Annotated in this window: 20 protein-coding genes; 6 read left to right on the forward strand and 14 right to left on the reverse strand. The window is 39.7% G+C overall.

All coding sequences use genetic code 11. From position 1 onward, the window contains the following. The 4 genes from QZT73_RS00005 to QZT73_RS00020 form a co-directional block, all read right to left on the reverse strand. The coding region (locus QZT73_RS00005) for an amidohydrolase family protein (protein WP_291786008.1) at window positions 1-629 on the reverse strand (629 nt) is incomplete at its 3' end. Between the two features lie 63 nt (window positions 630-692). Next, on the reverse strand, window positions 693-2,135 hold the full coding sequence (locus QZT73_RS00010; protein ID WP_291786010.1) for an aldo/keto reductase: 1,443 nt from the start codon (window positions 2,133-2,135) through the stop codon (window positions 693-695). Window positions 2,136-2,158: 23 nt separating this feature from the next. Next, complete coding sequence (locus tag QZT73_RS00015) at window positions 2,159-2,701, reverse strand: hypothetical protein (protein WP_291782982.1); 543 nt, start codon at window positions 2,699-2,701, stop codon at window positions 2,159-2,161. 60 nt (window positions 2,702-2,761) lie between these two features. Further along, the gene (locus tag QZT73_RS00020; protein ID WP_291786012.1) at window positions 2,762-3,649 is read right to left on the reverse strand and encodes a TraB/GumN family protein; all 888 of its coding nucleotides are present in this window, start codon (window positions 3,647-3,649) and stop codon (window positions 2,762-2,764) included. Window positions 3,650-3,874: 225 nt separating this feature from the next. Here QZT73_RS00020 and QZT73_RS00025 point away from each other — a divergent pair, with 225 nt between their 5' ends. Continuing rightward, the gene (locus tag QZT73_RS00025; protein ID WP_291786014.1) at window positions 3,875-5,596 is read left to right on the forward strand and encodes a 5'-nucleotidase C-terminal domain-containing protein; all 1,722 of its coding nucleotides are present in this window, start codon (window positions 3,875-3,877) and stop codon (window positions 5,594-5,596) included. 114 nt (window positions 5,597-5,710) lie between these two features. On the opposite strand, the gene QZT73_RS00030 is transcribed toward QZT73_RS00025, so the two are convergent. The 3 genes from QZT73_RS00030 to QZT73_RS00040 form a co-directional block, all read right to left on the reverse strand. Further along, window positions 5,711-6,904, reverse strand: a complete 1,194-nt coding sequence (locus QZT73_RS00030; protein WP_291786017.1) for a DEAD/DEAH box helicase — start codon at window positions 6,902-6,904, stop codon at window positions 5,711-5,713. Between the two features lie 122 nt (window positions 6,905-7,026). Further along, window positions 7,027-7,830, reverse strand: coding sequence for a universal stress protein (locus QZT73_RS00035; RefSeq protein WP_291782994.1), 804 nt, complete (start codon window positions 7,828-7,830; stop codon window positions 7,027-7,029). A gap of 80 nt (window positions 7,831-7,910) precedes the next feature. Next, window positions 7,911-8,516 carry a class I SAM-dependent methyltransferase gene (locus QZT73_RS00040; RefSeq protein WP_291786019.1) on the reverse strand — a complete coding sequence of 202 codons (606 nt, stop codon included), beginning with the start codon at window positions 8,514-8,516 and terminating at the stop codon, window positions 7,911-7,913. A 112-nt stretch (window positions 8,517-8,628) separates the two neighbouring features. Between QZT73_RS00040 and QZT73_RS00045 the strand changes: the two genes are divergently transcribed. Continuing rightward, a complete protein-coding gene (locus tag QZT73_RS00045) occupies window positions 8,629-9,672 on the forward strand; it encodes an acyloxyacyl hydrolase (protein WP_291783000.1) in 1,044 nt (347 codons plus the stop codon). A 5-nt stretch (window positions 9,673-9,677) separates the two neighbouring features. Here the strand turns inward: QZT73_RS00045 and QZT73_RS00050 are convergent, their stop codons facing one another. The 7 genes from QZT73_RS00050 to QZT73_RS00080 form a co-directional block, all read right to left on the reverse strand. Next, the gene (locus QZT73_RS00050; RefSeq protein ID WP_291786020.1) at window positions 9,678-11,975 is read right to left on the reverse strand and encodes an acyl-CoA dehydrogenase; all 2,298 of its coding nucleotides are present in this window, start codon (window positions 11,973-11,975) and stop codon (window positions 9,678-9,680) included. 91 nt (window positions 11,976-12,066) lie between these two features. Continuing rightward, window positions 12,067-12,378, reverse strand: coding sequence for a rhodanese-like domain-containing protein (locus QZT73_RS00055; protein ID WP_291783003.1), 312 nt, complete (start codon window positions 12,376-12,378; stop codon window positions 12,067-12,069). A gap of 4 nt (window positions 12,379-12,382) precedes the next feature. After that, entirely contained in the window at window positions 12,383-14,221 is a 1,839-nt protein-coding gene (locus QZT73_RS00060) for a T9SS type A sorting domain-containing protein (RefSeq protein ID WP_291786022.1), read from the reverse strand. A gap of 7 nt (window positions 14,222-14,228) precedes the next feature. After that, the gene (locus QZT73_RS00065; protein ID WP_291783009.1) at window positions 14,229-14,993 is read right to left on the reverse strand and encodes a PASTA domain-containing protein; all 765 of its coding nucleotides are present in this window, start codon (window positions 14,991-14,993) and stop codon (window positions 14,229-14,231) included. A gap of 164 nt (window positions 14,994-15,157) precedes the next feature. Next, window positions 15,158-18,205: a M43 family zinc metalloprotease gene (locus tag QZT73_RS00070; protein WP_291786023.1), complete on the reverse strand. Its 3,048-nt coding sequence runs from the start codon at window positions 18,203-18,205 to the stop codon at window positions 15,158-15,160. A gap of 10 nt (window positions 18,206-18,215) precedes the next feature. Continuing rightward, window positions 18,216-18,464 (reverse strand): NifU family protein, encoded by a 249-nt coding sequence (locus QZT73_RS00075; protein WP_291781362.1) that lies wholly within the window; start codon window positions 18,462-18,464, stop codon window positions 18,216-18,218. Between the two features lie 10 nt (window positions 18,465-18,474). Continuing rightward, window positions 18,475-19,569 (reverse strand): Mrp/NBP35 family ATP-binding protein, encoded by a 1,095-nt coding sequence (locus QZT73_RS00080; protein ID WP_291786025.1) that lies wholly within the window; start codon window positions 19,567-19,569, stop codon window positions 18,475-18,477. Between the two features lie 172 nt (window positions 19,570-19,741). On the opposite strand from QZT73_RS00080, the gene dnaG reads away from it, so the two are divergent. From dnaG to surE, 4 genes are all read left to right on the forward strand, one after another. Further along, entirely contained in the window at window positions 19,742-21,679 is a 1,938-nt protein-coding gene (dnaG, locus tag QZT73_RS00085) for a DNA primase (RefSeq protein WP_291786028.1), read from the forward strand. Between the two features lie 82 nt (window positions 21,680-21,761). Then, entirely contained in the window at window positions 21,762-22,979 is a 1,218-nt protein-coding gene (locus QZT73_RS00090) for a bifunctional 3,4-dihydroxy-2-butanone-4-phosphate synthase/GTP cyclohydrolase II (protein ID WP_291781371.1), read from the forward strand. A 112-nt stretch (window positions 22,980-23,091) separates the two neighbouring features. Beyond that, complete coding sequence (locus tag QZT73_RS00095; protein WP_291781373.1) at window positions 23,092-23,724, forward strand: hypothetical protein; 633 nt, start codon at window positions 23,092-23,094, stop codon at window positions 23,722-23,724. Window positions 23,725-23,729: 5 nt separating this feature from the next. Further along, window positions 23,730-24,512 carry a 5'/3'-nucleotidase SurE gene (gene surE / locus QZT73_RS00100; RefSeq protein ID WP_291781376.1) on the forward strand — a complete coding sequence of 261 codons (783 nt, stop codon included), beginning with the start codon at window positions 23,730-23,732 and terminating at the stop codon, window positions 24,510-24,512. The last annotated feature ends 210 nt before the right edge of the window (window positions 24,513-24,722 follow it).

The raw sequence follows: 24,722 nt of genomic DNA on the forward strand, positions 1-24,722 counted from the left end.
AACTCATCTCTCAGGACTTCTCCTCCTTCCACTTCCTGACGGGGATTCTCACTTCCTAATGGCGTGATACCGGCCAATTCCATTGCTTTTTGATTGACAAATGAAGCATGACCGGAAGCATGGGCCAAAAACACCGGATTGTCTGGTGTCACTGCGCTCAACTGCTCATGGGTCTGGAAACCTTTCACGGTATTGTCAGGCATCTTGATCCACTTGTCCTGATGCCATCCCCTTCCGGTGATCCATTCCCCAGGTTCTGCATTGGCTGCGGCCTCTGCAACTTTCTCTATGAGTTCATCATAGGTTTGGACGTACATCAGATCTATGTCCAGTTTGTTATAGCCTATGCCCATTAAGTGGGCATGGGATTCTATAAAACCCGGGGTCATGGTTTTTCCTTGCAGGTCTATAATTTCGGTTTCTTTGCCGACAAAAGCTTGGATTTCTTCGGTAGTTCCTACTGCCAATATCAGCCCATTTTTTACCGCCACAGCTTCTGCTTTAGGAGCAGATTCATCTACCGTATAAACAATGCCATTTGTAAATACCAGATCAGCAGCATTTCTAGGCCCCGCATTACAGGCAAAAAGAAGTAAAATCAGTAAGGGTATTAAATAACTATTTTTCATGGATTTTTATTTCTGTTTCAAAACTAGCCGATTTGGATGATAGCTACCAAACCATTCCTGTAATCAAACCTTATAATACTCCACAAACCTTCCCTCAAACCCTGCGACCCTGTCTACCAAATCCAGCCGCTCTTTTTCATCAAAAGCTTGAAATTTTCGGGCCAGATCAATTTTTTCCTGTAGCATCTTGGCATCATCTGCCCCTGTTACCAAAACGGATATGGGAAGGGACCAAGAGAAAAACAAGGCTTCTTCTACACTAAGCACATTGGGGACAATTTTGGGTTTATCTCCATGGTTGAAATGGGAGGTGCCGCCAAAAAAACCTCCATTGGCCAAGGTTTTCATGGCTATAGGAGCAATTCCCTTTTCGACCAATCGGGGCAATACATTCTGAATAAAACTCTTGTAATTGGGGTCAAAGGCGTTTACAGGCATCTGACATACCTGCATGGTATTGGTTTTTTCCAGCATCCTGAGATGAGCCTTGTAGTCCGAATGGCCCGAGAATCCTACATATTTCACTTTTCCACTCTGTTGTGCTTCCATTACCACTTCCAATACACCATTGTTGATCCTGTTGTCTACATCTGTGGGGCTTCCTACCGCATGGATAAACCACAAATCCAGGTAGTCTGTATTCATTCTTTTTAAGCTGCCTTCCAGATGGGCCTTCGCCGTTTTCCCGTCTCTTGCGGTAGACTTGCTTTGTATAAAAGCTACATCTCTGTATTTGGGGCTCAAAAACATACCGTAACGTTTTTCAGCCAAACCGCTTCCATAGGATTCAGCATTGTCAAAAAAACGGATACCGCCTTCCAGGGCCGTTTCAATGGTCTTCTGAGCCTCTTTCTCACTCATTCGGGCAATATGTGCTCCACCTAGCCCTAACATGGTCATATCTATGCCTGTATTTCCAAATTTTCTCTGTGGGAGTAGATCCCCCAATCGGTCCCTGCCAATTGATTGAAAAGCTTGTGAAGAACTTCCTAGAACGCCTGATCCTGATAATGGCAGCATCATCCCAGCAGTGATACCAGCCAATGATTTCAGGAATTTTCTTCTTTCTGCAAGTTTACGCTGCTGCTCAACCTCTGAAATGTTCCATGGCCATTCTACGCAAGTATTGATCTCAGGAAAAAGCACATGATCTGCATTTCCCTTAAAAACCAAGGTGCTTACCTTAAAGTCTGTTAATTTTTCTTTTACCGTTGTCAAAGTTTTTCCTGTAACCGAAACATCGTCCACCAATAAAATACGTGCCCCAATTTGTATTGGAAGCTCCAATTCCTCCAGCAGTTCCGGTGCCTGTCTTTGAGGCTGGTTCTTATCATCCCTGAAATTTACCCGAATGATTCTGAAAGGTTTGGAAATGGTCTTAGCCACCATCTCCGCAGGAATAGAGCCACCTCGACCTATGCCAAGGACAAAATCCACATCAGGAAGGGGATATGCTGCTAGTCGCTGCTGAATACTGTTTAGAGACAATGGAAATTTTTCAGCCATGATTTGAGGGTTAATTGACAGATTTAATTTGGGGAATATTCACTTTCCTTGTCCTTATTTAAGAACATCAACAGAAGGAAATTGATCAATAATAAGACGCCAATACCTGGTAAAGCCCTTGTAATCGAGCTGAGGAAAAAATCCCAGGGTACACTGCTTACCATGGGAATAAAATTCAAAAGAAGGGATGAAATAATTTTAGCGCCCAAATACCCCAAAGGGGCAGCTACCCATTTACTCCAATTCCCATTCAGCAATAAATATGCTATCCCTGTAAACAAGATCAATTCCAAGGTCAAAACAGTCAGAAATTCCCAGTTGGGGTTTCCTGTGATCAGAAAATTTAAAATGGGAGCCAAAAAGGCTATAGGTAAGGCTACTTTCCAGTTATATGCGAATAGCGCAATAAAAGGAATATAAAACATAGGTAATAGAAATGCTCCAATAGGTATCCCGTTTTGAGGAGGGATCAAGTGTACAAAAAATGGAAAAAAAACCGCTGCTACCAATACCATGCTGATGGTCTTTAATCGCGCTATACTAATATTTTTGCTTAAGGATTCCATGTCATTTCCAATGATTTACAGGTATTAAGATAATAAAAAAACCAAACAAATAATTGTAATTCAGTATATTGGTTCGGCATACATGGGTTCAAGATGGTATCCTGCATCTTTCAGCAATTGAATTACCCCCATTTCTGAGGCCAGGTGCCCAGAGCCCACTGCAATAAATGAAGGTTGATCCCTGATTAAGGCTTCTATTGTAGGAATCCAGTTTTTATTCCTGCTAGCAAGAAGAATATCTCCATACTCTTTGAACATATCGGCTTCTGTGATCAATTCATATAAACGATCAATATCCTCTTCCAGGTAGGCGCTGACCAAGGCTAAAAACTCATCCATGCTTTCTTTATCAGTCACCATTTTCCCAAGATCATCTAATTGTTGTTGGAGAGGAATCTGATCAAAAAGGGATATCTGAAATTCTCCGGTTTCCAAGCCTATCATGGGGATACCTTCCTCTTTGGCTTTTTCTACAAAAAATAATTCATAACTGCCCACATCCTCACAGGGGAGCAATTTGACTAAAATTAAGCTGGAGAGAGCAAAAGGCTTGAAAATTCCAAATTGCTGTAGCCCTACTCCATAATGTTCGGTAAGAAAGGCATCCACTGCCTCTCTGGTTTCTGGATCAAATTCATTCTCTATATTGGCAAAATCCTCATTCATGGATAATTTTTGCATAGCCATCAGTTCGCTCTGATCCGAGAGGTCCAATTCTAGCGCAATTTTTTCTGATGACCGCAAGGCGTTTAAAATTCTGTCATCCATTTTAAATTGATCCTGACAAATAATGTGTATGGTTCCAAATAGGTAGGAATCATGTTCCAGGCCATTTCCGGAAATTTTCCACAAAAGGGAATTATTTTCAGGACTTTGAGCCCAAGCTGGGCAGATTGATCCCAGGTATAAAAAGACAATTTGGAGAAAAAGAAATGTTTTTTTCATCATCGAATCAGATTGGTTGAGAATCTGAATTTACCCAAAAAACCAATTTTAAAAAAGATATTGGAAAATAGCCCAAAGACCACTTGTAATAAAAGTCACACAGATTGTACCCATATTCCATGATATTTGATAATCTGTGTATTTTGCCAGATTTCATACCAGTCTGATTTTATCCAAAATCAGGTATTTAAAGTAAGTTACCAATCAGTAATCAAATATTGAATATTAATGAAGAACCCAAAGGAAACCATGTCTAAAATGAACCCATCAAAAAGAGAATTTCTAAAAAAGTTAGGTGCATTGGGAGCCGGCACAGGTTTATTCGCTGCAAGTCCTCTTGCATCCTGTGACAGTCCCAAAAAAAGTGTAGCAACTGACGCTGGAATTCCTAAAGAAAAATTTAAGGTGACTTTCCTTCAAACTACGGATGTGCATTGCCAAATTCATCCACATGATGAATTGTATTGGGAAGATGGACAGACAGCTTTCAAAAAAGCAGGTGGATATGCCAACCTGCACACCTTTATTCAGGAAGAAAGGGCCAAATCAGAGTATTCTTTTTTAATGGATACAGGAGATATGTTTCAGGGTTCCATGCTTTCTGTTAAAACAGAAGGTAAGGCCATTGTTCCCATTCTCAATGCAATGTCGTATGACTTATACCTTCCGGGAAATTGGGAAGTAGTTTATAATAAAGGGCCCATGCAGCAACTCATGGGGGCTTTGCATGGCAGTAAGGTTTGTGCCAATATGTACCATGACCTTGGGGATGGTAAACGTGGTGAATTGATTTTTCCACCTTATTTTATTTGGACTGTAAATGGGGTAAAGTTTGGTTTCGTAGGCTATAATGACCACTTGATACCAAAAAGACAGTCTCCAGGCTACAGTGAAGGCATAATTTTTACAAAACCTGAAGAGAATTTAGCCTATTATGTAGATGTGCTTAAAAATCAAGAACAATGTGCCTTTGTTGGTATACTTTCCCATACAGGCTTATCCCAAGAAATAGCCCTTTCCAATAATCCGGCCTGTGAAGGTGTAGATTATATTTTCGGTGCGGATACGCACGAAAGGGTAAGAAAACCCATTCAAGGGAAATATGCCAAAGTGGTCCAGCCTGGAGCATTCGGATCCTTCTTGGGTAAATTGGTACTTGAGATAGATAATGGGAAAATTGTTGGAGATGAATATGCCTTGTTAGATATTCCTGCGGATAAAATTAAGGGATCAGACAGGATAGCTAAAATAATTGATGGTGTCGAAGCACCTTATTTGGAAGAAATCAGTGAAGTAGTGGGGTACAGCACTATTCCCCTTTACCGTTATTTTGTCATTGAGAATCCCATTGATACCATGGTAACCGATGCTTTGAGATGGAACATGCCTGATGTTGACTTTGTGCTTTCCAATGGGTTCCGGTTTTGCCCTCCATTGGTTACTCCTGATCAAACAGGAAATATCCCCATTACCAGAGGCTTTATTTATGATATGTTGCCTGTGGACAGTATTGTTAGAAGGGGAGAAGTAACCGGTCAGCAGCTATGGGATTGGATGGAGAAAGAGCTAAACAATGTATTTGCTGAGGATGCTTCCAAAAGGTTCGGTGGATGGGTGATCAAATTCAATGGAATGGATGTTCGTTTTCATGCCTTTGGTGAAGAAAATAAACGTGTAGAATCCATTATGGTAAAGGGAGCACCTTTAGAAATGAATAAAACTTACAGTATTTCAGCATGCGAACGGGAAGGAGATCCTGCAGATGTGGTCTGTAGGATGAACAATGTGAAAAATGTCAAGAATCTTGACCTCACGCTACATGATGTGATGTTGAACTATTTGGCAGAAAATTCTCCTGTGACCCCAAGCCCAAGAGAAGCAGCTGTAGCACTTGATGCACCTGCAACTTTACTTACGCAGGTCAGTGGTGTGGATTATGAATTCAGGTAGGGGGACTTCAATTGATTTTCACTGTTCAGAGGGAAATATTCCTTCTGAACAGTGAAAAATACCTACATTGACTTTAAAGGTCAACCTCAGCTCAAGAAAAGCTGTTTACAAAATTCAATAACGCCTTCTTCTTTGATTTTGTTGCGGCTTTTTCTTTGAAGCCTCCTGTTTCATGACACCCTTGAAAACATAAGGGTGATCTTCCACCACAGGTATTTTTTTACCGATCAGTTTTTCGATATCCCTCAAGTCTTTTAGTTCTTCGGCATCGCAAAATGACATGGCAATTCCTGAATTTCCTGCCCTCCCTGTTCTACCGATTCGGTGAACATACGTTTCAGGTATATTCGGTAAGTCAAAATTAAAGACGTTGGATAATTCGTCGATGTCAATCCCTCTTGCTGCAATATCAGTAGCTACCAAAACCTGTAATTTTCCGCTTTTAAAACCATTCAAGGCATTCTGTCTTGCATTTTGGCTTTTATTTCCATGGATAGCTGCTGCTTTGATATTTTCACGGACTAGAAATTTCACCACCTTGTCCGCACCATGCTTTGTGCGGGTAAAAACCAATGCGGAGCCTATTTTTTCTTCTTTAAGGAGATGGAGCAACAGTTTTGGTTTGTCCGCCTTGTATGTAAGAAAAAGCTGTTGTTGGATTTTGTCAACAGTTGAGGAAGGAGGAGTGACTTCCACAAATGCCGGTTTGGTCAATAAGGAATCTGCCAGTTTTTGAATTTCGGGCGGCATGGTAGCCGAGAAGAAAAGGGTCTGCCTTTTCTTAGGCAATAAAGCAATGATTTTTTTTACATCATGGATAAAACCCATATCCAACATCCTATCCGCTTCATCTAAGACGAATATTTCAAGATGTCTGAGATCTACAAACTTTTGATTGATGAGATCCAGTAATCTTCCCGGAGTTGCTACCAAGACATCCACGCCTCTTTTGAGAGCATTGGTTTGATGAAGTTGGGATACACCGCCAAATATGACGGTATGCCTGATCTCTGCAAATTTTCCGTAAGCAGCAAAACTTTCATCTATCTGAATGGCTAACTCTCTTGTTGGGGTAAGAATTAAGGATTTTATCCCAGGCCTGCGCTGTTTGTGTTCGCTGAGGCGTTGTATGATAGGTATGGCGAAGGCAGCGGTTTTTCCCGTGCCTGTCTGTGCACACCCAAGAAGGTCTCTACCTTCTAATACCAAAGGGATTGCTTGTTGCTGAATGGGTGTGGGTGTTGTGTATCCTTCTTTGGCGACCGCCTTAAGGATAGGGTCAATTATTCCTAAATTTTTGAATGCCATTTTGGCTAAATATAAATTCGCCAAATAAGATGTTGTGTGTTCTAATTTGGCATTGAAATCGATTAAAAGCGGCTTACAACTTGCCGTAATTCTACATAAAGAATGATAAAGGTAGGCTTTTTTTATTTAATTATCAGTAGTGGCACATGGGTGTGGAAGGCCATTTTTAGACTTTCACTTCTATTGAACAGGTATTCGAAGAAGGTTTTGTGCTTATAAAACATGACCAGCAATGCTTCTTCATTTTCCTCCAAATATTCTTTGAGACCTTTCTCTGTATCTTCTTTTTGAAAGATTTTAAAATCCAGTTTTAGGTCAGGATATTGCTCTTTAAGATGTGATTCAAGGCCTTTGAACTCTATGGATTTTTCAAAGTTATTTTCTTTTTGGAGATGGAAAAATTCGTAAGGAAGACTGAGTTCCCGGGTAAGATCAAATAATTTTTTGAAATATTTTTCTTCTTCATTTTGGAGTTCAAGACCAATGGCAATTTTCTTTACTTTGTTCAATTTGGCTGCTTCTGGAACAGCTAATACCGCTGTTTTGCTTTCTTTGATCACATGGCCTGTATTGGAACCAATCAGTGCTTTTTTTATTCCACTTGCTCCCTGTGTCCCCATGACGATCAAATCATATTCTTCCCTGTAGGCAAAAGAAGTCACCGCCGAGGAAACAGTTCCCTGCATTATTTTATAATTAAACTCTAAACCCTCTGCTTTTCCTGCTTCAGTTGCCTTTTTGAGTTCACTTTTGGCCTCTTGTTCTATCTGACCCAGAATTTCAGTAGCTTGGGCCGCAAAATCATAAACTGCATAAAAGGCATAAAATAAGGTGATGGAAGCATGCTCCTTGTGGGCAATTTTTTTAGCAAAATCTAATGCATTAAGCGCATTTTCAGAGAAGTCAGTAGGGACAAGTATTTTCATGGCTTTGAGGTTACTGTTGTCTTAAATTTAATAATTTCAATATATTAAGGATTTGATAATTAATTACTGATTTTTATCAGTTAGTCACTTAATTTTCTTCCAACAAGGCGAACTAGATCTGCCTCTCCAGAATGCCCGATGCCTTCATTCAGAATATCATTTCCTTCGAATTCATATTCCCACGTTATACCTGGAAAATCAGACTTGATTTCCTTGATTGCATAAAGCATTTCAGCATTTTTGGGCCCACCTGATGAAAATTTAAGCTGGTTCTTGCCAAAACCTTCAATTATCAATAGCCCATTTTCTTTGATCATTGCTTCAAATCTGGCATGGATTTGAGCCCTTATACTGGAAGGAAGGTGAAAATAAATAAGTGCAATTACATCAAATTTCGTACCCTCATGAATAAATTTTTCAATATCACAAACTTGGTATTCGATATCAAGTCCGTTTTTTCGGGCTTTTTCCAAGGTATGCTTCTTGGCAATGGGGCTTTGATCAAGGGCCAGTACTTTCCAACCCTTGGATGCAGCAAATAAAGCATTTCTACCTTCTCCTTCTCCTGGGAGCAAAAGATATCCAGGTGAAAGCGATTGCAACTGTATTTTCAAAAACCGATTTGGCTCTTCTCCGTAAAGGCCGGGTGTTTGGGTGAACTTTTCATTCCAAAAATCTACATTCATAATTATTTATAGTTTTAATTTTGATCAATATCTATTTTTGATCAGCTTGTCTGTAAAATTGCAACATTTTTGAGCACAATCAGTAGAACTATTGTCACTTAAGATCCGAATCATGCGTTTTTACTTGATTATAATTTTACTGCTTTTTAGTAATTTGACCAATGCCCAATTCAATACCCGCTTGAATTTGGAATCATCCTACGGTTTTATTATTGCACATTCCCCTGAATTACAGCCTTTTGCTCAAAATAATCCATATGGGTTTAGCCTTCAATATCAAATGATGGGTTTATCTGAAAAAAAATGGGCAGCTTGTAACTGTTTTCATTATTTGGGCATACAGGTCAGTCATTATAATTTTGCAAATAGGGAGACTTTGGGCACAGCAAGTAGTCTCTCAGGGACTTTTGAACCGATTATCTGGCGTCATCCCAAATGGACTTTCAGCATCCTTTCAGGTATGGGATTCACCTATTTGGACCAGGTTTTTGATGAGGAAAACAATCCTGATAATGTCTTTTTTAGTTCGAAATTGAGTTTTCTCCTTTTTCTGACACCTAGGTTAGCATATGCCATCAATGATGATCTTGCACTTAGTTTTTCCTTGGCTTACAATCATATTTCCAATGGGGGACAAAGGCAGCCCAACAAAGGAATTAATTTTCCAATGATAGGAGTAGGAATGAGCTATTATCTAAAAAATGAACAACTGCCTAAATATTCCCTATATGATGAAGATAGACAAATCTCATTTTTTTTGGAAGGCGGTTTGACAACACGGAGAGCAAAAGGACAGGAAGGTAGATTGCCCAGTTTTTCTTTGGTTTTTGGTGCTATTAAACCTTTGAGCGCAATTAATGGACTAGGTGCGGGACTTGAGGTCAATAAAGATTATTCCTTGACTGTAAACAACAGCCGCTTAGAGTCGATCATGCCATCGCCCTACATAGCCCACCATTTTCTATTTGGAAAATTCGATTTCAGTCAAAGAATGGCAGTATATACGCAAAAGCCTATAGGATATGTTGAGAACCTATTTTACCAACGTTATTTACTGAAATATCAGTACTTCAAAAACTTTTCTATTGGTATTTCATTGAAGGCACATGGACATGTAGCTGAAAATATTGATCTTAGAATGGGCTTTGCATTTTAAAGCCCTTACAATTTTTTTCTAATAGCAATTGGGGCTGCAATACAGGATTCAGGGATGTCGAATGCATCGGTTAGAGAGATGGCATCTTTTCTTATGTCCCAACACAGTTGATTGACCATTTTTCTGATGGCCTTCGTTTTTACGCCCTCCATGTAGCCTTGTTCTAAGTACCAGCCTCTATTTTTTTCAATAGTAAATAATGCAAAAAGTTGACAGAGTTGGGTAAGTATGGTCTTACAGGACTCTTTGGTCATATCCTGTATTTTACGCTGGAAATTTTCAAGAATGACCCTTTCAATATAAGCCTGACTAACATTGACCAAATGGTGTTGGACCACATTAAAGGCATCAAAAGAATCCATTCCATCGTCAATATGTCTTTTGATCCTTTGTGCTGCACTGCTCAAAATTGCCCTTTCCCGGTACCGAAAAGCACTGAGGTGAAAGTCCAAATCCAAAAGGTGGCTCTCGTCCGTATTCCTGGTAACCATCGGATTTTTTTCTGTAATGCTTACTTTAGCCTGATTGGCAATGTAATTAAATACAGTAAACATATTCATATCACTGAATTCCTGTCTAAATTCAGTCAGTCTGTTCTTGGCCACCAATTGCATCAATACCACATTATCACCTTCAAAAGTGGTGTAAACATCTGTATCGTTTTTCAGATCATCAATTCGGTTTTCAGAAAGATAGCCTTTTCCACCACAAGCCTCACGGCATTCCTGAAGGGTGCTGGTAGCAAACCAAGTAGTGTAAGCTTTTAGGCCTGCTGCCAGGGCTTCAATCTCCTGTGCATCTTCTTCAGATTGCTGTATATAACGTGTTGTTAGGTATTTAAGAGAAAAATGCAGGGCATAAACTGTAGCCAAAGGTGGTATCAAGCGCCTTTGATGCATGCGGTAATTGAGTATGGGAACCTCTTCTCCTCCAACTGGGCCAAACTGCTTCCTTCTGTTTCCATATCGAATGGCAATGGTAAGCCCTGTTTTGCTGGCTGATAAAGCTGATCTGGGAATTCCAATTCTACCTCCCACCAATGTCCCTAACATGGTGAAAAACCTTTTATTGTCCGAGCTTATGGTACTTTCAAATTCTCCATTTTTATTTATGGAGGAGAATCTGTCCAACATATTTTCTTTAGGGATAATGACATGATCGAAGTATATCACCCCATTGTCCACACCATTAAGTCCCATTTTTTTACCGCAATCCGTTATTCGAACCCCCTTTAAAAGATTTCCGGATGGATCTCTTAAGGGGACAATAAAGGCATTCACACCATAATCTTCGTCATTGATGATCAATTTTGCGAATACAGTAGCCATTTGGCCGTGAAGTGCCGCATTGCCTATATACTCTTTTCTTGCATCAGGATTAGGGGTGTGAATAGAAAAAGTGCCATTTCCATGGTTATAGGTAGCTGTAGTTTCCAAGCCTCTGACATTGGAACCATGTCCGGTTTCTGTCATGGCAAAGCAACCGGGCAGTTCCAGACTGCCTATTTCTTGGAGGTATTTCCGGTGGTGTTTTTGTGTACCTAAAAAATATATGCTCATGCCCCATAACCCAAATTGAACACCAAATTTAATGACCATACTCAGGTCATGGTAAGATAAGGTTTCCATGATGGTGAAATATCCTTCCATATCACCTTTTCCCCCTGCAAATTCTGGGTAAGCCCAAGAACCAAAGCCTTGATCTGCTAAAGCTTTACACCATAGCAGAACCTGTTCCCGTTGCTCCTCCAAACTCTGGTATTCTATAAATGCAAATGACGGATCTGAAATAACGGTCTTTACTTTATTGATCAATTTTGCCTGATTTCCGTTGAGCAGCGCTATCATTTCGGAAATATCAAAATTGCTTTCTGCATGTTGCTCTCCTGTCAGGGTCTCATGCCCTTTCGTAAAAATAAAGCGTGCTTCCCGTCCTACTATGCCTAATGCAATTTCAGCGGATAAAAAGGATTGCATTTCATCGTCTGACAGCCTGATCTCAGGATCATATTTTTTTGCCAATGCCAGACTGATATCAGTTAGTGTAGCTGTTGCGCCCAAATCAAGTTTTTGTACTTCTTTCCTCCAACTTTTAAGTGTTTTTGAGGCAGGCGCTTTTTGAGGATTAAGGTTTTCTGTAAGAAAAGCCCGCTCCTCATTGCCTATACCTTTTACCTCTGTGATGAGTTGATGCATCACCCTGATTTCTGAAGGAGTAAGTACTGCATCTTCCCATAAGGTGTAATAAAAGGGTATAAAGAGATACAGCCTAGGCTGTTTTTTGATGAGTGTGGATTGGAGCATTGCTTGAATATTTCCTAAAAATCTAGTGAAAAAAAGGGAAAATGGCAAATCAAAAAATCAAAATGAAAAATTCCGGAATAAGTTCCGGAATTTAAGCACCTTCTTCTTCCATTTGTCTATATGCCAAAATCCCTCCCAGTAAATTCCTTACTTTTGTGAATCCTCTGGTTTCCATGAATTTTTTGGCATTTCCACTGCGGGCACCTGAGCGGCACTGTAATACAATTTCTTTGTCTTTGTATTCCTCCAATTCATCTAATTCATATGGAAGCTGGCCCAATGGAATATTTTGTGCTCCTAAATTATCCTCCTCATACTCCCATTCTTCCCGCACGTCAATGAATACAAATTCTTCATTATTTTGTAGCTTCTCTCTTAGTTCTGATACGTTGATGTCTTCCATTTGTTTATTTGACTAATATTCTGAATGATTTTTGTTCTTCGCCCTGAATGACCTGAATGAGGTATACCCCCGTTTGCATCCCTACAAAATTAATCAATTTGCCATCTTTTTGGACATTTTCTATTGGAAGTTCTAATCTTCTTCCAAAATTATCGAATATATATATATCATCGACCTTCCCTTCTATATTTAACCAGTCGGACACAGGATTAGGATATACCCTGATTGATGATTCCGTCTCATTTTGTTCTTCGATCAGGGGTTCTTCACTCAGGTGAACCCGGATCATTAGTGACCCATCAACAATGGTATTTTGCTGCCAACTTCCTGAAACATTAAAAAATATTTCACTTCCATTATCAAAGGTTTTGTCTAAGCCCACATAGATGAAATCATTGGTAAATTGGGTAAAACCAACGAAAAAAGAGCCATCTATTCGGACATTTTCTTCCAATTCAAAATAAGCAAAAGCTTCCAATGAGTCTTTTTCCGGGATAAATACTTCTTTTACAAAAACAGGTTCATTGTTAAGGTTGGTCCAAATCATCAGGTCAATAAATGTATTGGCCTGCAAAAAATTGGTGAAATTAATGCTGATCCCTTTAACAAAAACAGGGTTTTCAGTCTCGAATCTATTGGCCAACATGCCATTCCTTTGGTTGATTCCAGCAGAATAGTCTACTTTACCATCGTCATAGGCATAGAAGTCTCTAATGGGGATGATGGTTCTAACGGTATCATTCACCTTCAAATTTACCTCTTCAAAAAGAATACTGTCTCCATCAACAATTTGAAACAGTGGTCCATCTCCAGAACTGATATAGGTAATCAATTCCAGGTCCGTCTCTCCCTCAGGAATAGGAATGCTTCCAAAATCACTGCTTAAAAAAAGTCTCCGCTCATTTGCTAGTGGAACTGGATTAAAGGGGGTATTGCTATTGATGCTCTTGATAAGCGTGTTGTTACTTTTGTCTCTCAGTTCAATGGAGTATTCCATTGCCCGAAACCTGTTTTCAAGATTATTAAATTCATTGGAAGAATTGCTCCAGATGGAAGTACTTTTACTGCGCAACTCAATAAGGGGAACAGCAGAAAATTTGCCTAATGGCCTTCCATTGGTTTGTGTAAGCGCTCTGTCCGGGAAGAAAAGATCATTCGAATTACGGTTTTTATTTAAATATATGTAATCCAATAGCCATGAGTCAAAAGGGCCTGAAGCCCTTCCACTTATTTGAAACCTGAATTGAAAGTTTTCATGTTGAAAATCTTCGGATACCTGTATGATTTCTGGCGTAAAAAAGAATTGTTCTTCATCTAAATCTCCCGAAACACTCCAAACCTGAATCCAATTTCCTGCTGTATCCAAGAAAAATAAGTTGAGGTCATCATTGAAGTCTGGCAATTCAGCTTTGCCACCGGGCTGCCAATAAAAACTTAAAAAAACCGTATTCCTTTCGGCTTCACTTAGGCCGGATAAATCGATTACCCTGGAGCTGATCCTATCTGTTATGCCTTGTTCTACCAAAACATTTGAATATGGTCTTCCCCGTTCATCAACGCCATCCATCAAAAGAACACCCAAACTCGGTGCTGCATTGCCAACAGTAAAAGACTGCGTGGTGCCTTCGTTGATCCACTTTTCAGGGTTAATTCCCGGGCTTGAAAAATCTTCCCAAAATGGCAGGTTTAACGGCTCTTCATTGAACCTGGCATTGACAATATCTTTTTTTTGATCAGGTTTTATAGGTGTAGGAAGTTGCTGCAGCTGTGCACTAACCGATTGGCAAAATGCCAAAAGGATATAAGTGATAAAAAATAGCACCACAACATTTCGCTGTACCATTAAATTCTTAATTAATTTTTACATCAGAAATCCAAATATCAATAGATTCCCCAGTTTTTACTTCTGCGCCAGCCGGAGGCATTTGTCGGATAATGATTCCCGAAGAAATCGTATCTGTCTGCACATAATTGATTCTTCCCAGACGTAATCCTGATCCTAAAATAAGGAATTCTGCATCCACTTCATCCAATCCGATCAAATTGGGAACATCCAGAATTTGATTGCCCAAACCATCCCCTATAACCAAGTCAATCTGAGACCCCTTGGGAATCTCAAACCCTTCAGGAATATCTCGCCCTCTATAACGCTGTTCAAGTACTACATTAAAGGTAATGTCAGGTATATATATAAATTCCCCTCGAATAAGACCCATATTGTCAAGAATCTCCTGGGCATTTTTTAAAGGAGCATTGACCAGATTGGGCATTTTGATCAAAGGGGCATTTTGTGAGTTGAGCGTAACATATACTTTACGCCCTTGTTTCACCTTACTCCCTGATTGAGGATTCTGTTTAAGAACAGTTAAAGCCGGCAATTCTGCATTATAACCACTGTCTAAAGAAACCTCAAATAAGAGATTCCTTTCTTCTAGATAACTCTGTAAACGATTGTACTCAAAGCCTTCAAGGTCTGGAACACTGACTGTCTGCCCATGATTGGTGTAAGCAGGCAAAAAGACTTTTAAAAAAAGAATTGCCAAGAGCAGCACCAGGCCAATTACCAAAAATAAATGTATGAATATTTTTTTGGCGGATTTTTTAAAATCACTCATGAAATTTTGAATGGGTTACTATACAAACGTATAAATTTATGATTAATTTTTACAATCATCCTTAACTATAAAATGGCAATCAAAGAATAAGCCAATTATTCTCCAGGAGCAGTAATTCCATGCAATCAAAAAAGAATCCATTCATTTATACCCCTTGCCCATGATTATCGGATTATCAGTTTCCGGGTTTCAGTGACCGATTGACTGGTTATCTTCACAATAAATAATCCTTTTGAGAAATTTTGCGAACTGAAGGTATATGTTTGGTTAAGTGTATTGGGATAATCTACATCGTGAACCAAAGCTCCCGTAGCAGAAGTGATTTGAATATTTACAGTTTCAAATCTAGGAAGATTGAAAACAATATTGAATACATCACTAGCTGGATTTGGATAAATGATGGTATTCCCTAAGCCGGGATCTACAGGCTCAGGATTCGCCGATAAGAACAGTTCAAGATTATTCAGGTAAATGATGCTGTTATTTTCATCTCCACCTTCCAAAACTACTGCTACCCTCACCATGGATTTATTAGTTCCAGCAAATTCTGTTAAATCGATAAATTCCCTGAGGAAATCAGAAGGGTCATTTGGATTCGGATCCGAGGAATTTACAGTTGTCAATTCAGAACCGGCTTTACTAAATACCTCTTCATATGTAACACCACCATCATCACTTGCCAATACCAACAAGCGGGTAGAAGCACTTACCGGACCGGCAGCCCTGTCAAAGAACAAGGCGGCCTGTTGGGAGGACCTTAAGTCAAATAGGGGAGAGCCCAACCAATAAGAATTAGGACCTGAACCTGGATCTATTCTGGCCACATTACTGGAAGAGGAACCGACTTGTAAAGGTGACAATGTCCAGGCACGGAAGTTGTTTTCAGGATTGATAGTTGTCCATGGTGTCAGATTCACCATGTTGTTAAAATTCTGCCTCCAAGGTACCCTTATATTTTCCCTGTCTATTACAACATGCCTGTCCAAATTGATAGGATCTCGCTGGTTCTGATCAAAATTCGGAAATTCAAGGAGGTAAACCAGCCTGTTGACCCCATCACGGGTAGAAAGAGGTAGGTTAATCAATGTAGAGTCTCCTGGATCTACATTTGTACCTCTTGCCAAGAAGGATTGCCTTGGTGAACCATTGGTTGTACGCCTGAATACAAAACCTGAAACAGCTAAGTTACCCGTATTTTTGACCATAATGGACTCTGCTTCATGATTTCCGTTGGAAATGGGAGTTGGGTTGATCAGCTCAGTGAGCTGTAAGTCATAGCGGTAAAATTCTTCCGATAAAACTTCAATCTCTTTCAGATAAATATTGTTTCCAAAACCATTTCTGTTGATAAAAGCAATCCTAACACTTCCAAATTCAGCAAATGGAGCCAAATTGACAATTTCTCTTCGGAATTCATTTTCATTTCGGGGAAAAAATTCATTCAATTTAGGCTCTGAGGTTTGAAGGAATACCCTGTCTTTATTGTAAGGAGCATCGATAATTTCAAATGTGTTTCCACAATCCACTGATATGGCAATTATCAAATTGTCCCCAAACCCTTGGGCATTGTATGGAGCATGGGCCATTTTAAAGGTTAGCTGCGAATTGGGAAAAGCAGATAGATTGATCTGTGGAGAAATCAGGAAATCAAGTTCACCACCTGCATCATACTCATAATTCTGAATCCTGATAACCTCCTGCACATTACCACCTAGTGTTAGAGGGAAAATTTCCCATGTCAAATCATTGTCGGGGTTGTCTACCACCCAAGAATTTCCAAAATCCTCCATTCTGAAGATGTAGGGCAATTGTAGTTCAGGTTGAAGGAATGGACTAGAAACCACTGAATTATTTGTAGGATTGGGGTCAATAGATCCATTTACTTCCATGATATTGACCTCAAAACTATTGCTGTTTTCGCTTAATGTAATGGTATTGAAGCGGACAGTATCAGCATCACCGGTTTCTAAATTTAGAGGAAGGTTGAGGCTCTGTAATAGATTGCCGTTATTTCTTATTTCAATAGTGGCAGAAATAATACGGTTGCTACCAGCATTGAAAATGATAATTTCAGGCTCCAATGTAAGCTCACAAACAAAATCCTGTGGATTGATCAGGCGTTCTATTCCCAAATCATTATCCTGTAAAACAGGCTCCACTGTTGCCCTGCCATTTACCAAACTTGCTCTTCTGGGACTGTTTGCGAGTACAACTTCCATTCTTTCCACTTGCCCCTGCGTAAAGATATTCATACAAACATCAGTGGTATAATCCATGTAATTTTCAACCATATCCCTGGTGTTACAAGTTACCCTAGGGGAGGTCCTACAGATGGTATTGGGCCCATCTTGATTGGGTGTATCACTCACAAAATCATCGGCATTGCAATCTCCATCACCCCAAATGTGTCTTAGTCCTAAAAAATGACCTACTTCATGAGTAAGGGTTCTTCCTCTAGAGCCGGAAACAGCCGATCCCCCCTGTCCGAAATAGCGAAAATCTACTGTTACGCCATCTGTTTCTCTCGAAGAAGCAGGAAAGCTCAAACCTGGTAAATCAGAAACCGGGAAAGTAGCATAACCAATAAACGGGTTGACCAATGGGACAACCCAAATATTTAAATAATCTTCTGGAGGCCAAAGTGCCAATTGACCTATTAAACCTGCATCGTTGGGGCTGTAAGTATTGTTCGGACCTTGCACCCTATGAACTCCGTCCGTTGGTAAACCCCGAGGATCTTGCTTTGCAAGCACAAACTCTATTCTAGAATCTGCAGCAACTCCTAAAAATTCTTGTGGTGTTTGGGATGCATCTGGGTTTTGCCTCCTAAAATCTTCATTGAGTGTTCTTATCTGCGATTCTATCTGTGAAAAAGGGATGTTGGACCCTTCTCCTACTGGCGTACCGTTGTGAATCACGTGGACTACTACCGGAATTAAAATCACATCTTCCGAAGTCCTGGCTTCTGCAGATGGGCGTAACTTTCTTTCTTTGACTTTAGCCTGCATCCAGGACTCAAAATATTCCTTGCTTCCGTATACGCCTAATTTTTCTTCTTGGAGTTTTTCGAAGTGGGTCGCCGCGCACCTTTCATCATGGATATGTTGAAAGCTTTTGCCAAAAAAATTCTGAGAAAATGTGGTATTGGTAAGTATAAACATAAATAAGGATAGGAAAAGCCCTATCCTTACAGGAAAAGTAATCATTTTCATGTCAGATATTTTAAGCAACGGCAACATTGATGGCCTCTACCTTTACGATTTGAGGTATGTCTCTTTTGATGGCTTCTTCAACCCCTGCTTTTAAGGTCATGCTGGACATTGGACAAGAACTGCAGGTGCCAGTAAGTTCTAACTTCAACACCATGTCCTCAGTTAATTCAACAACCTTCACATTTCCACCATCTGCTTCCAAATAAGGTCTGATACTATTCAAAGCCTTTTCTACTTTTTCAATCAATTCTGTATTCATCTCAATTTTATCAAATTCTGACTTGAACCACTTCTGTTTTTGTTGCTTCCGCATTTCTAATGGCTATTTGCCTGGCAACATTTTCTGCAAGGTTTGAAAAAGCATCCTGGGTTATCCCTTGCCTCAAAACAGCTGGATACCCAATATCTCCACTTTCTCTAATAGACTGAACTATTGGTATTTCCCCCAAAAAGGGAACACCGAATTTTTCAGCCAATTTTTGTCCTCCTTCTTTGCCAAACAAATAATATTTGTTGTCAGGCAATTCTTCTGGGGTAAAATAAGCCATATTTTCCACAACACCTAAAACAGGTACGTTTATTTGAGGCTGTTTAAACATACTGAGCCCTTTGGTAGCATCTGCCAGTGCTACTTTTTGAGGTGTGGTGACTATTACCGCACCTGTGACAGGAACGGTCTGTACCATGGTCAAATGGATATCCGAGGTGCCTGGAGGCAGGTCAATTAACAGGTAATCCAGCTCTCCCCATTCAACATCTCCAATAAACTGCTTGAGTGCAGAACTGGCCATTGGGCCTCTCCATACTACAGCAGAGTCAGCTGGGGTAAGAAAGCCTATAGACATTAGTTTTACTCCATATTGCTCTATGGGAATGATCACATTTTTTCCATCCACTTGCTTTACGGAGGGTTGTTCCGCTTCTACATTAAACATGGTCGGTATGGAAGGACCTGAAATATCTGCATCAATCAAACCTACTTTCGCCCCTGTATTTGCCAATGCAACAGCAAGATTACTCGCTGTAGTCGATTTGCCGACACCACCTTTGCCCGAAGCAATGGCGATGATGTTTTTCACCAAAGGCAAAAGTGGCGCATTATCCCTTGCAGTGGTTACATTCGAAGTCATGAAAATATCAAGTTCAATATCCTCACCAAGAGCATTTTCCAACGCTTCGATACAATTATTTTTGATGACTTCTTTGAGAGGACAGGCAGGCGTAGTTAACACAACCTTGAAACTGATTTTTTTTCCACTTATATCAAGCCCTTGAATCATTCCCAAAGTCACCAGATCTTTTTTAAGGTCTGGATCTTCAACTGTGGCAAGGGCTTTTAGTACAACTTCTTTAGTAATCGACATATTTTCTTTTTAATTACCCGCAAATTAGTTTACAAATGTGCTAATTTAAAAGACGGATGAAAACATTAAAGTATTAAAATATCAAACCTCTATTTTCATCAAATAGTTTCGTGAATAGTTTATCCTGTATTTGAAAGAATACTTTTTATCTTTGGAATCTAAGGAATTCAACATGGCGATTAGCAGAGCTACCACGGACAAAGTAAAGGACCGGGCAGACATTGAAGAAATTGTAAGCGACTATTTACCCTTAAAGAAAAAAGGGCAAAATCTTTGGGCCTGTTGCCCATTTCACAACGAAAAATCACCTTCTTTTTCTGTTTCTCCGGCAAAACAAATATACAAGTGCTTTGGCTGCGGAAAGGCGGGAGATCCTATCCAGTTTGTGATGGATATTGAGGGAATAGGATTCAATGAAGCCATCCGTCAGTTGGCAGGAAAGTATGGTATTGAGATTGAGGAGGATCAAAATGTGACGCCAGAGGACATACAAGCCTACAATGAAAGGGAAAGCTTATACATTGTCCTCAATTATGCCAAAGATTTTTTTGTGAACAACCTCCAAGTAGAGGAAGGAAAAACCATAGGTTTAAGTTATTTTAAGGAAAGAGGCTTTACTCAGGAAATCATAGAAAGATTTGAATTGGGATATGCCCTTGATGGTTGGGATTACCTCTTACAAGCCGCACAAGCATCCGGGCATTCTATCGAACTGCTGCTCAAAGCGGGACTAATTCTTCAGAAAGAGGGAGATAGCACAAGATTTTATGACAGATTCAGAAGCAGGGTAACATTTACCATTCATAATCTTGGAGGTAAGCCGATTGGTTTTGGTGCCCGTTTGCTTACCCAGGATAAAAAACAACCCAAATACATCAACTCCCCGGAGACAGAAGTCTATCATAAAAGTGACATCCTCTATGGTATTTTTCAGGCAAAAAAATCAATAAGGGAAAAAGATAACTGCTACTTGGTTGAGGGGTATACCGATGTTATATCCCTCCATCTGGCAGGAATTGAAAATGTGGTAGCTTCCTCTGGAACTTCGCTTACAGAAAACCAGATCAAGTTAATCAAAAGGTTTTCTGATAATATTACCGTCTTGTATGATGGGGATGCTGCAGGAATCCGTGCCTCCCTTAGAGGAATTGACATGATTCTTGAAGGTGGCCTGAATGTAAAAGCAGTGGTCTTTCCTGAGGGCGAAGATCCAGACAGCTACGCTAGAAAAGTGGGTGCTGCCGCTTTCAGTGAATACCTGCAGGATAAAGCCCAGGATTTCATTTCTTTCAAGATCGGACTTTTTGCCGAAGAAGCTGCAAAGGATCCCATCAAACAAGCGGATCTGATCAAACAGGTAGTTTCCAGCATTTCCAAAATACCAGATCCTGTAATAAGGACTGTTTATATCAGACAGTCTGCCACATTGCTCGAGGTGGATGAAGAGATCATTCAAACAGAGATCAATAAAATCTTTCTCAAATCCCAAAAAGACCGGCAATTCAAAGAGCAAAGAGAAAGTACAGCAACTTTTGTTGAAGATCTTTTACCGGTAAAAGAGGAAGCGGTCTCCCACAAAATGCTTATTGCAATTCAGGAACGTGAAATGCTCAGACTTTTGGTCAACTATGGATTCGAGATGGTTTCTGAAGAACTTCATGTATGCCAATACCTATTGCAGGAAATAGAGGAACTGGAATTTCAAACCCCTTTGTATACGAAAATTTTAAATATTTATAAAAATGCCCTCTTGGAAGGTGTACTTCCACAGCCAGAATATTTTTTACAAAATGACGATGCAGAAATAAAAAAAGAGGTGATTCATATGATCACAAGAAAATACGAACTGTCTACTTTATGGGAGAGTAGACATCAGATTTTTACCCATCATGAAGCAGATGATCTTGCCAAAACAGTATATGACAGCATTTTACACCTGAAGAAAAAAGTCATAAAGAATATGCTTGAAGAAGCCAAAACAAAAATCAAAGAGGCGGAAAGTGAAAAAGCAGATGAGGCGATTATCAATGAGCGTTTGTCTGTTTATATGGAACTAAAGAAATACCAAGTGGAGATCGATAGACAACTGGGGATTGTTATTAGTTTTTAACCAAACTTTCGTTGGTATTTAGCGGTTAAACTCAAGAAAGGTGATAATTTTACATCGATAAAACCCAAGTATTGAAAATATAATGTCAAAAGAATTTAAGCTTGATCCAATAGAGGATGCTATAGAAGCGATAAAAAATGGAGAAGTGATCGTTGTTGTAGATGATGAGGACAGGGAAAATGAAGGTGATTTTGTGTGTGCTGCAGAAAAAGTTACTCCTGAGATTATCAATTTTATGGCAACCCACGGTAGGGGACTGATCTGTGCACCTTTAATTGAGGATCGTTGCGAGCAATTGGGTTTGGAATTAATGGTCGGTCATAATACCGCAGCTTACGAAACTCCTTTCACAGTTTCAGTAGATCTCATTGGTCATGGATGTACTACAGGTATTTCTGCCAGTGATCGGGCAAAGACCATCAGGGCCCTTGTGGATGACAGTATCCATCCGGATGAACTAGGTAAGCCTGGACATATTTTCCCGTTAAAAGCCAAGAGAGGAGGAGTACTGAGAAGAGCTGGACATACAGAGGCAGCCATAGATTTTTCCAGACTGGCAGGCCTATCACCTGCAGGTGTATTGGTTGAGATCATGAACGAAGATGGAACAATGGCCAGGCTTCCTGACCTTGTCAAAGTAGCAGAAAGATTTCGGCTGAAATTGGTTTCCATCAAAGATTTAATAGCTTACCGTTTAAAAAATGAATCTCTGATTAAAAGGGAAATAGGAGTCGAAATGCCTACTGTTTGGGGAAATTTTGATTTGATAGCCTTCAGGCAGACGAATACAAATGAACTTCATTTGGCCCTAATCAAAGGTTCCTGGGAAGCAGATGAACCTGTTTTGGTAAGGGTTCATTCTTCTTGCATAACAGGCGATATATTCGGTTCTTGTAGGTGTGATTGTGGCCCCCAATTGCATAAGGCCATGGAAATCGTAGAACATGGAGGCAAAGGAGTGGTTCTTTATATGAATCAGGAAGGAAGGGGAATAGGTTTGATCAATAAACTCAAAGCATACAAACTTCAGGAACAGGGTATGGATACGGTTCAGGCGAATCTGGCCTTGGGTCTCCCTATGGATAAAAGAGATTATGGGGTAGGAGCCCAAATTTTGAGGGACCTGGGTGTAAGTAAAATCAGATTGATTTCCAATAACCCCACCAAGCGTGTTGGACTTTTAGGCTATGGGCTGGAAATCGTTGAGCAAATCCCTATAGAGATTTCGCCAAATCCGCATAATGAAAAGTACCTCATGACCAAAAGGGATAAGATGGGTCACGATATTTTAAAGAAGTAAACAATCAAATACAATTAATTGGAGTTCTTCTGCAAGAATATTTGGAACAAATCAACCAAATTATAAAAAAATTCGTTATCATGTGTAAGGATGAAGACTAACGATTTTGATTATGAGAGCCCTATTTAGCATATTAATATTTACCTTCTTTCTTGGAAATGTAAATGGCCAGGGAAGTCAGTTTCCCTCTCAGGTTTGGCACAAAGGCCAAATTGTTGCAGAAAATGGTCAGGTCCATCAAGGCTTGGTGAAATATGACCTGGAGAATAATGTGGTTCAATTTCAGGATGTGGGCATCAAGACTTTTGGGGCTTCCAATGTGAGACAATTTGAAATATTCGACGAAGTTTATGGAGGTATAAGGACATTTTATACCCTACCTTACTCCACTACAGGCGACTATGAAACGCCCATGTTTTTTGAAATTCTGACCGAAGGCAACGAAATTGTACTTTTATGCAGAGAACAAATTGTAATTGATAACAGAGGGATGGGCATGGGTGCAATGGGAATGAATCCCTTATGGGGACCGCCGATGGGAGGAGGAGCATATAAATTAGCTTTTAATTATTATTTTATCAAAGACGGAAGATTGCAGCGGTATTCTCTCAAAAAAAGAGAACTTTTGGACATATTGGGTGATAGATCTGATGAAATTCAATTGTTCATGAGAAAGAACAGGCTTTCGCATGATAAAAGAGGAGATTTACTTAGAATAACAGCATATTATAATCAAATAAAGTAATTTTTATGTCAGATAAACCATTGATTTTGGTTTCAAACGATGATGGGATTACATCAAAAGGCATCAGGGTATTGGTCAACGTTATGAAAAAACTGGGAGATGTAGTTGTAGTAGCTCCCGATAGCCCTCAGTCAGGAATGGGGCATGCCATCACCATAGGAGAAACACTTCGTCTTTATGAAGAAGATATTTTTGAAGATGTAAAGGCGTACAAGTCCAGTGGCACACCGGCAGACTGTGTGAAACTTGCCAAACATTATGTCCTCAAAGACCGGAAACCAGATTTAATTGTTTCCGGAATCAACCATGGGAGCAATACCTCTATATCAGTACTTTATTCCGGGACAATGTCTGCAGCCATAGAAGGTGCCTTGGAAGGTTATCCTTCTATAGGATTCAGCCTTTGCGATTATTCTTCAAAAGCAGATTTCAGTCATACGGAAGATTATGTTTATAAGATTGCCAAACAGGTTTTGGACAATGGGATGGCAAAAGGAGTTGCTTTAAATGTCAACTTTCCCCCCAAAAGAAATGAGTCCATCAGAGGTGTTAAAGTTTGCAGGCAGGCACATGCCAAATGGCAGGAAGAATTTTCTGAGCGCTTTGATCCCAACGGTAGAAAATATTTTTGGATGGCCGGTAATTTTGTGAATTTTGATAAAGGTGAAGACAATGACGAATGGGCAATAGCCAACAATTTTGTCTCGATCGTTCCTTGTCAATATGACTTAACAGCCCATCACGCGATCAATCAAATCAATGAGGAATGGGATTGGAATGACCTTTAAAAATTGACTTATTTTAAGGCAGGTTGGATGACCTGCCTTTCTTCTTAAAAGAAATATTTATAGAAAAATTTGAATTTTTTTTTAGTTTTTGATTAGATTTATGACGCCATAATTATTGTGTAATCCTGTGATATACAGTAATTTACTTATTTCCATGAGGAAAAACATTTATTTGTTTTTGTTCTACTTTATTTTGTATTGCTATCTCAG

It is taken from the genome of Cecembia sp. (assembly GCF_007126775.1).
Lineage (GTDB): Bacteria > Bacteroidota > Bacteroidia > Cytophagales > Cyclobacteriaceae > Cecembia.

Bases quoted from the DNA above. Each gene is read 5' to 3' on its own strand.
- QZT73_RS00060 (WP_291786022.1), bottom strand. From the start codon at position 14,221: ATGGTACAGCGAAATGTTGTGGTGCTATTTTTTATCACTTATATCCTT.
- QZT73_RS00010 (WP_291786010.1), bottom strand. From the start codon at position 2,135: ATGGCTGAAAAATTTCCATTGTCTCTAAACAGTATTCAGCAGCGACTA.
- QZT73_RS00070 (WP_291786023.1), bottom strand. From the start codon at position 18,205: ATGAAAATGATTACTTTTCCTGTAAGGATAGGGCTTTTCCTATCCTTA.
- QZT73_RS00065 (WP_291783009.1), bottom strand. From the start codon at position 14,993: ATGAGTGATTTTAAAAAATCCGCCAAAAAAATATTCATACATTTATTT.
- QZT73_RS00055 (WP_291783003.1), bottom strand. From the start codon at position 12,378: ATGGAAGACATCAACGTATCAGAACTAAGAGAGAAGCTACAAAATAAT.
- QZT73_RS00040 (WP_291786019.1), bottom strand. From the start codon at position 8,516: ATGAATGTAGATTTTTGGAATGAAAAGTTCACCCAAACACCCGGCCTT.
- QZT73_RS00080 (WP_291786025.1), bottom strand. From the start codon at position 19,569: ATGTCGATTACTAAAGAAGTTGTACTAAAAGCCCTTGCCACAGTTGAA.
- QZT73_RS00095 (WP_291781373.1), top strand. From the start codon at position 23,092: ATGAGAGCCCTATTTAGCATATTAATATTTACCTTCTTTCTTGGAAAT.
- dnaG (WP_291786028.1), top strand. From the start codon at position 19,742: ATGGCGATTAGCAGAGCTACCACGGACAAAGTAAAGGACCGGGCAGAC.
- surE (WP_291781376.1), top strand. From the start codon at position 23,730: ATGTCAGATAAACCATTGATTTTGGTTTCAAACGATGATGGGATTACA.
- QZT73_RS00050 (WP_291786020.1), bottom strand. From the start codon at position 11,975: ATGCTCCAATCCACACTCATCAAAAAACAGCCTAGGCTGTATCTCTTT.
- QZT73_RS00035 (WP_291782994.1), bottom strand. From the start codon at position 7,830: ATGAAAATACTTGTCCCTACTGACTTCTCTGAAAATGCGCTTAATGCA.
- QZT73_RS00090 (WP_291781371.1), top strand. From the start codon at position 21,762: ATGTCAAAAGAATTTAAGCTTGATCCAATAGAGGATGCTATAGAAGCG.
- QZT73_RS00030 (WP_291786017.1), bottom strand. From the start codon at position 6,904: ATGGCATTCAAAAATTTAGGAATAATTGACCCTATCCTTAAGGCGGTC.
- QZT73_RS00025 (WP_291786014.1), top strand. From the start codon at position 3,875: ATGAAGAACCCAAAGGAAACCATGTCTAAAATGAACCCATCAAAAAGA.
- QZT73_RS00075 (WP_291781362.1), bottom strand. From the start codon at position 18,464: ATGAATACAGAATTGATTGAAAAAGTAGAAAAGGCTTTGAATAGTATC.
- QZT73_RS00045 (WP_291783000.1), top strand. From the start codon at position 8,629: ATGCGTTTTTACTTGATTATAATTTTACTGCTTTTTAGTAATTTGACC.
- QZT73_RS00015 (WP_291782982.1), bottom strand. From the start codon at position 2,701: ATGGAATCCTTAAGCAAAAATATTAGTATAGCGCGATTAAAGACCATC.
- QZT73_RS00020 (WP_291786012.1), bottom strand. From the start codon at position 3,649: ATGATGAAAAAAACATTTCTTTTTCTCCAAATTGTCTTTTTATACCTG.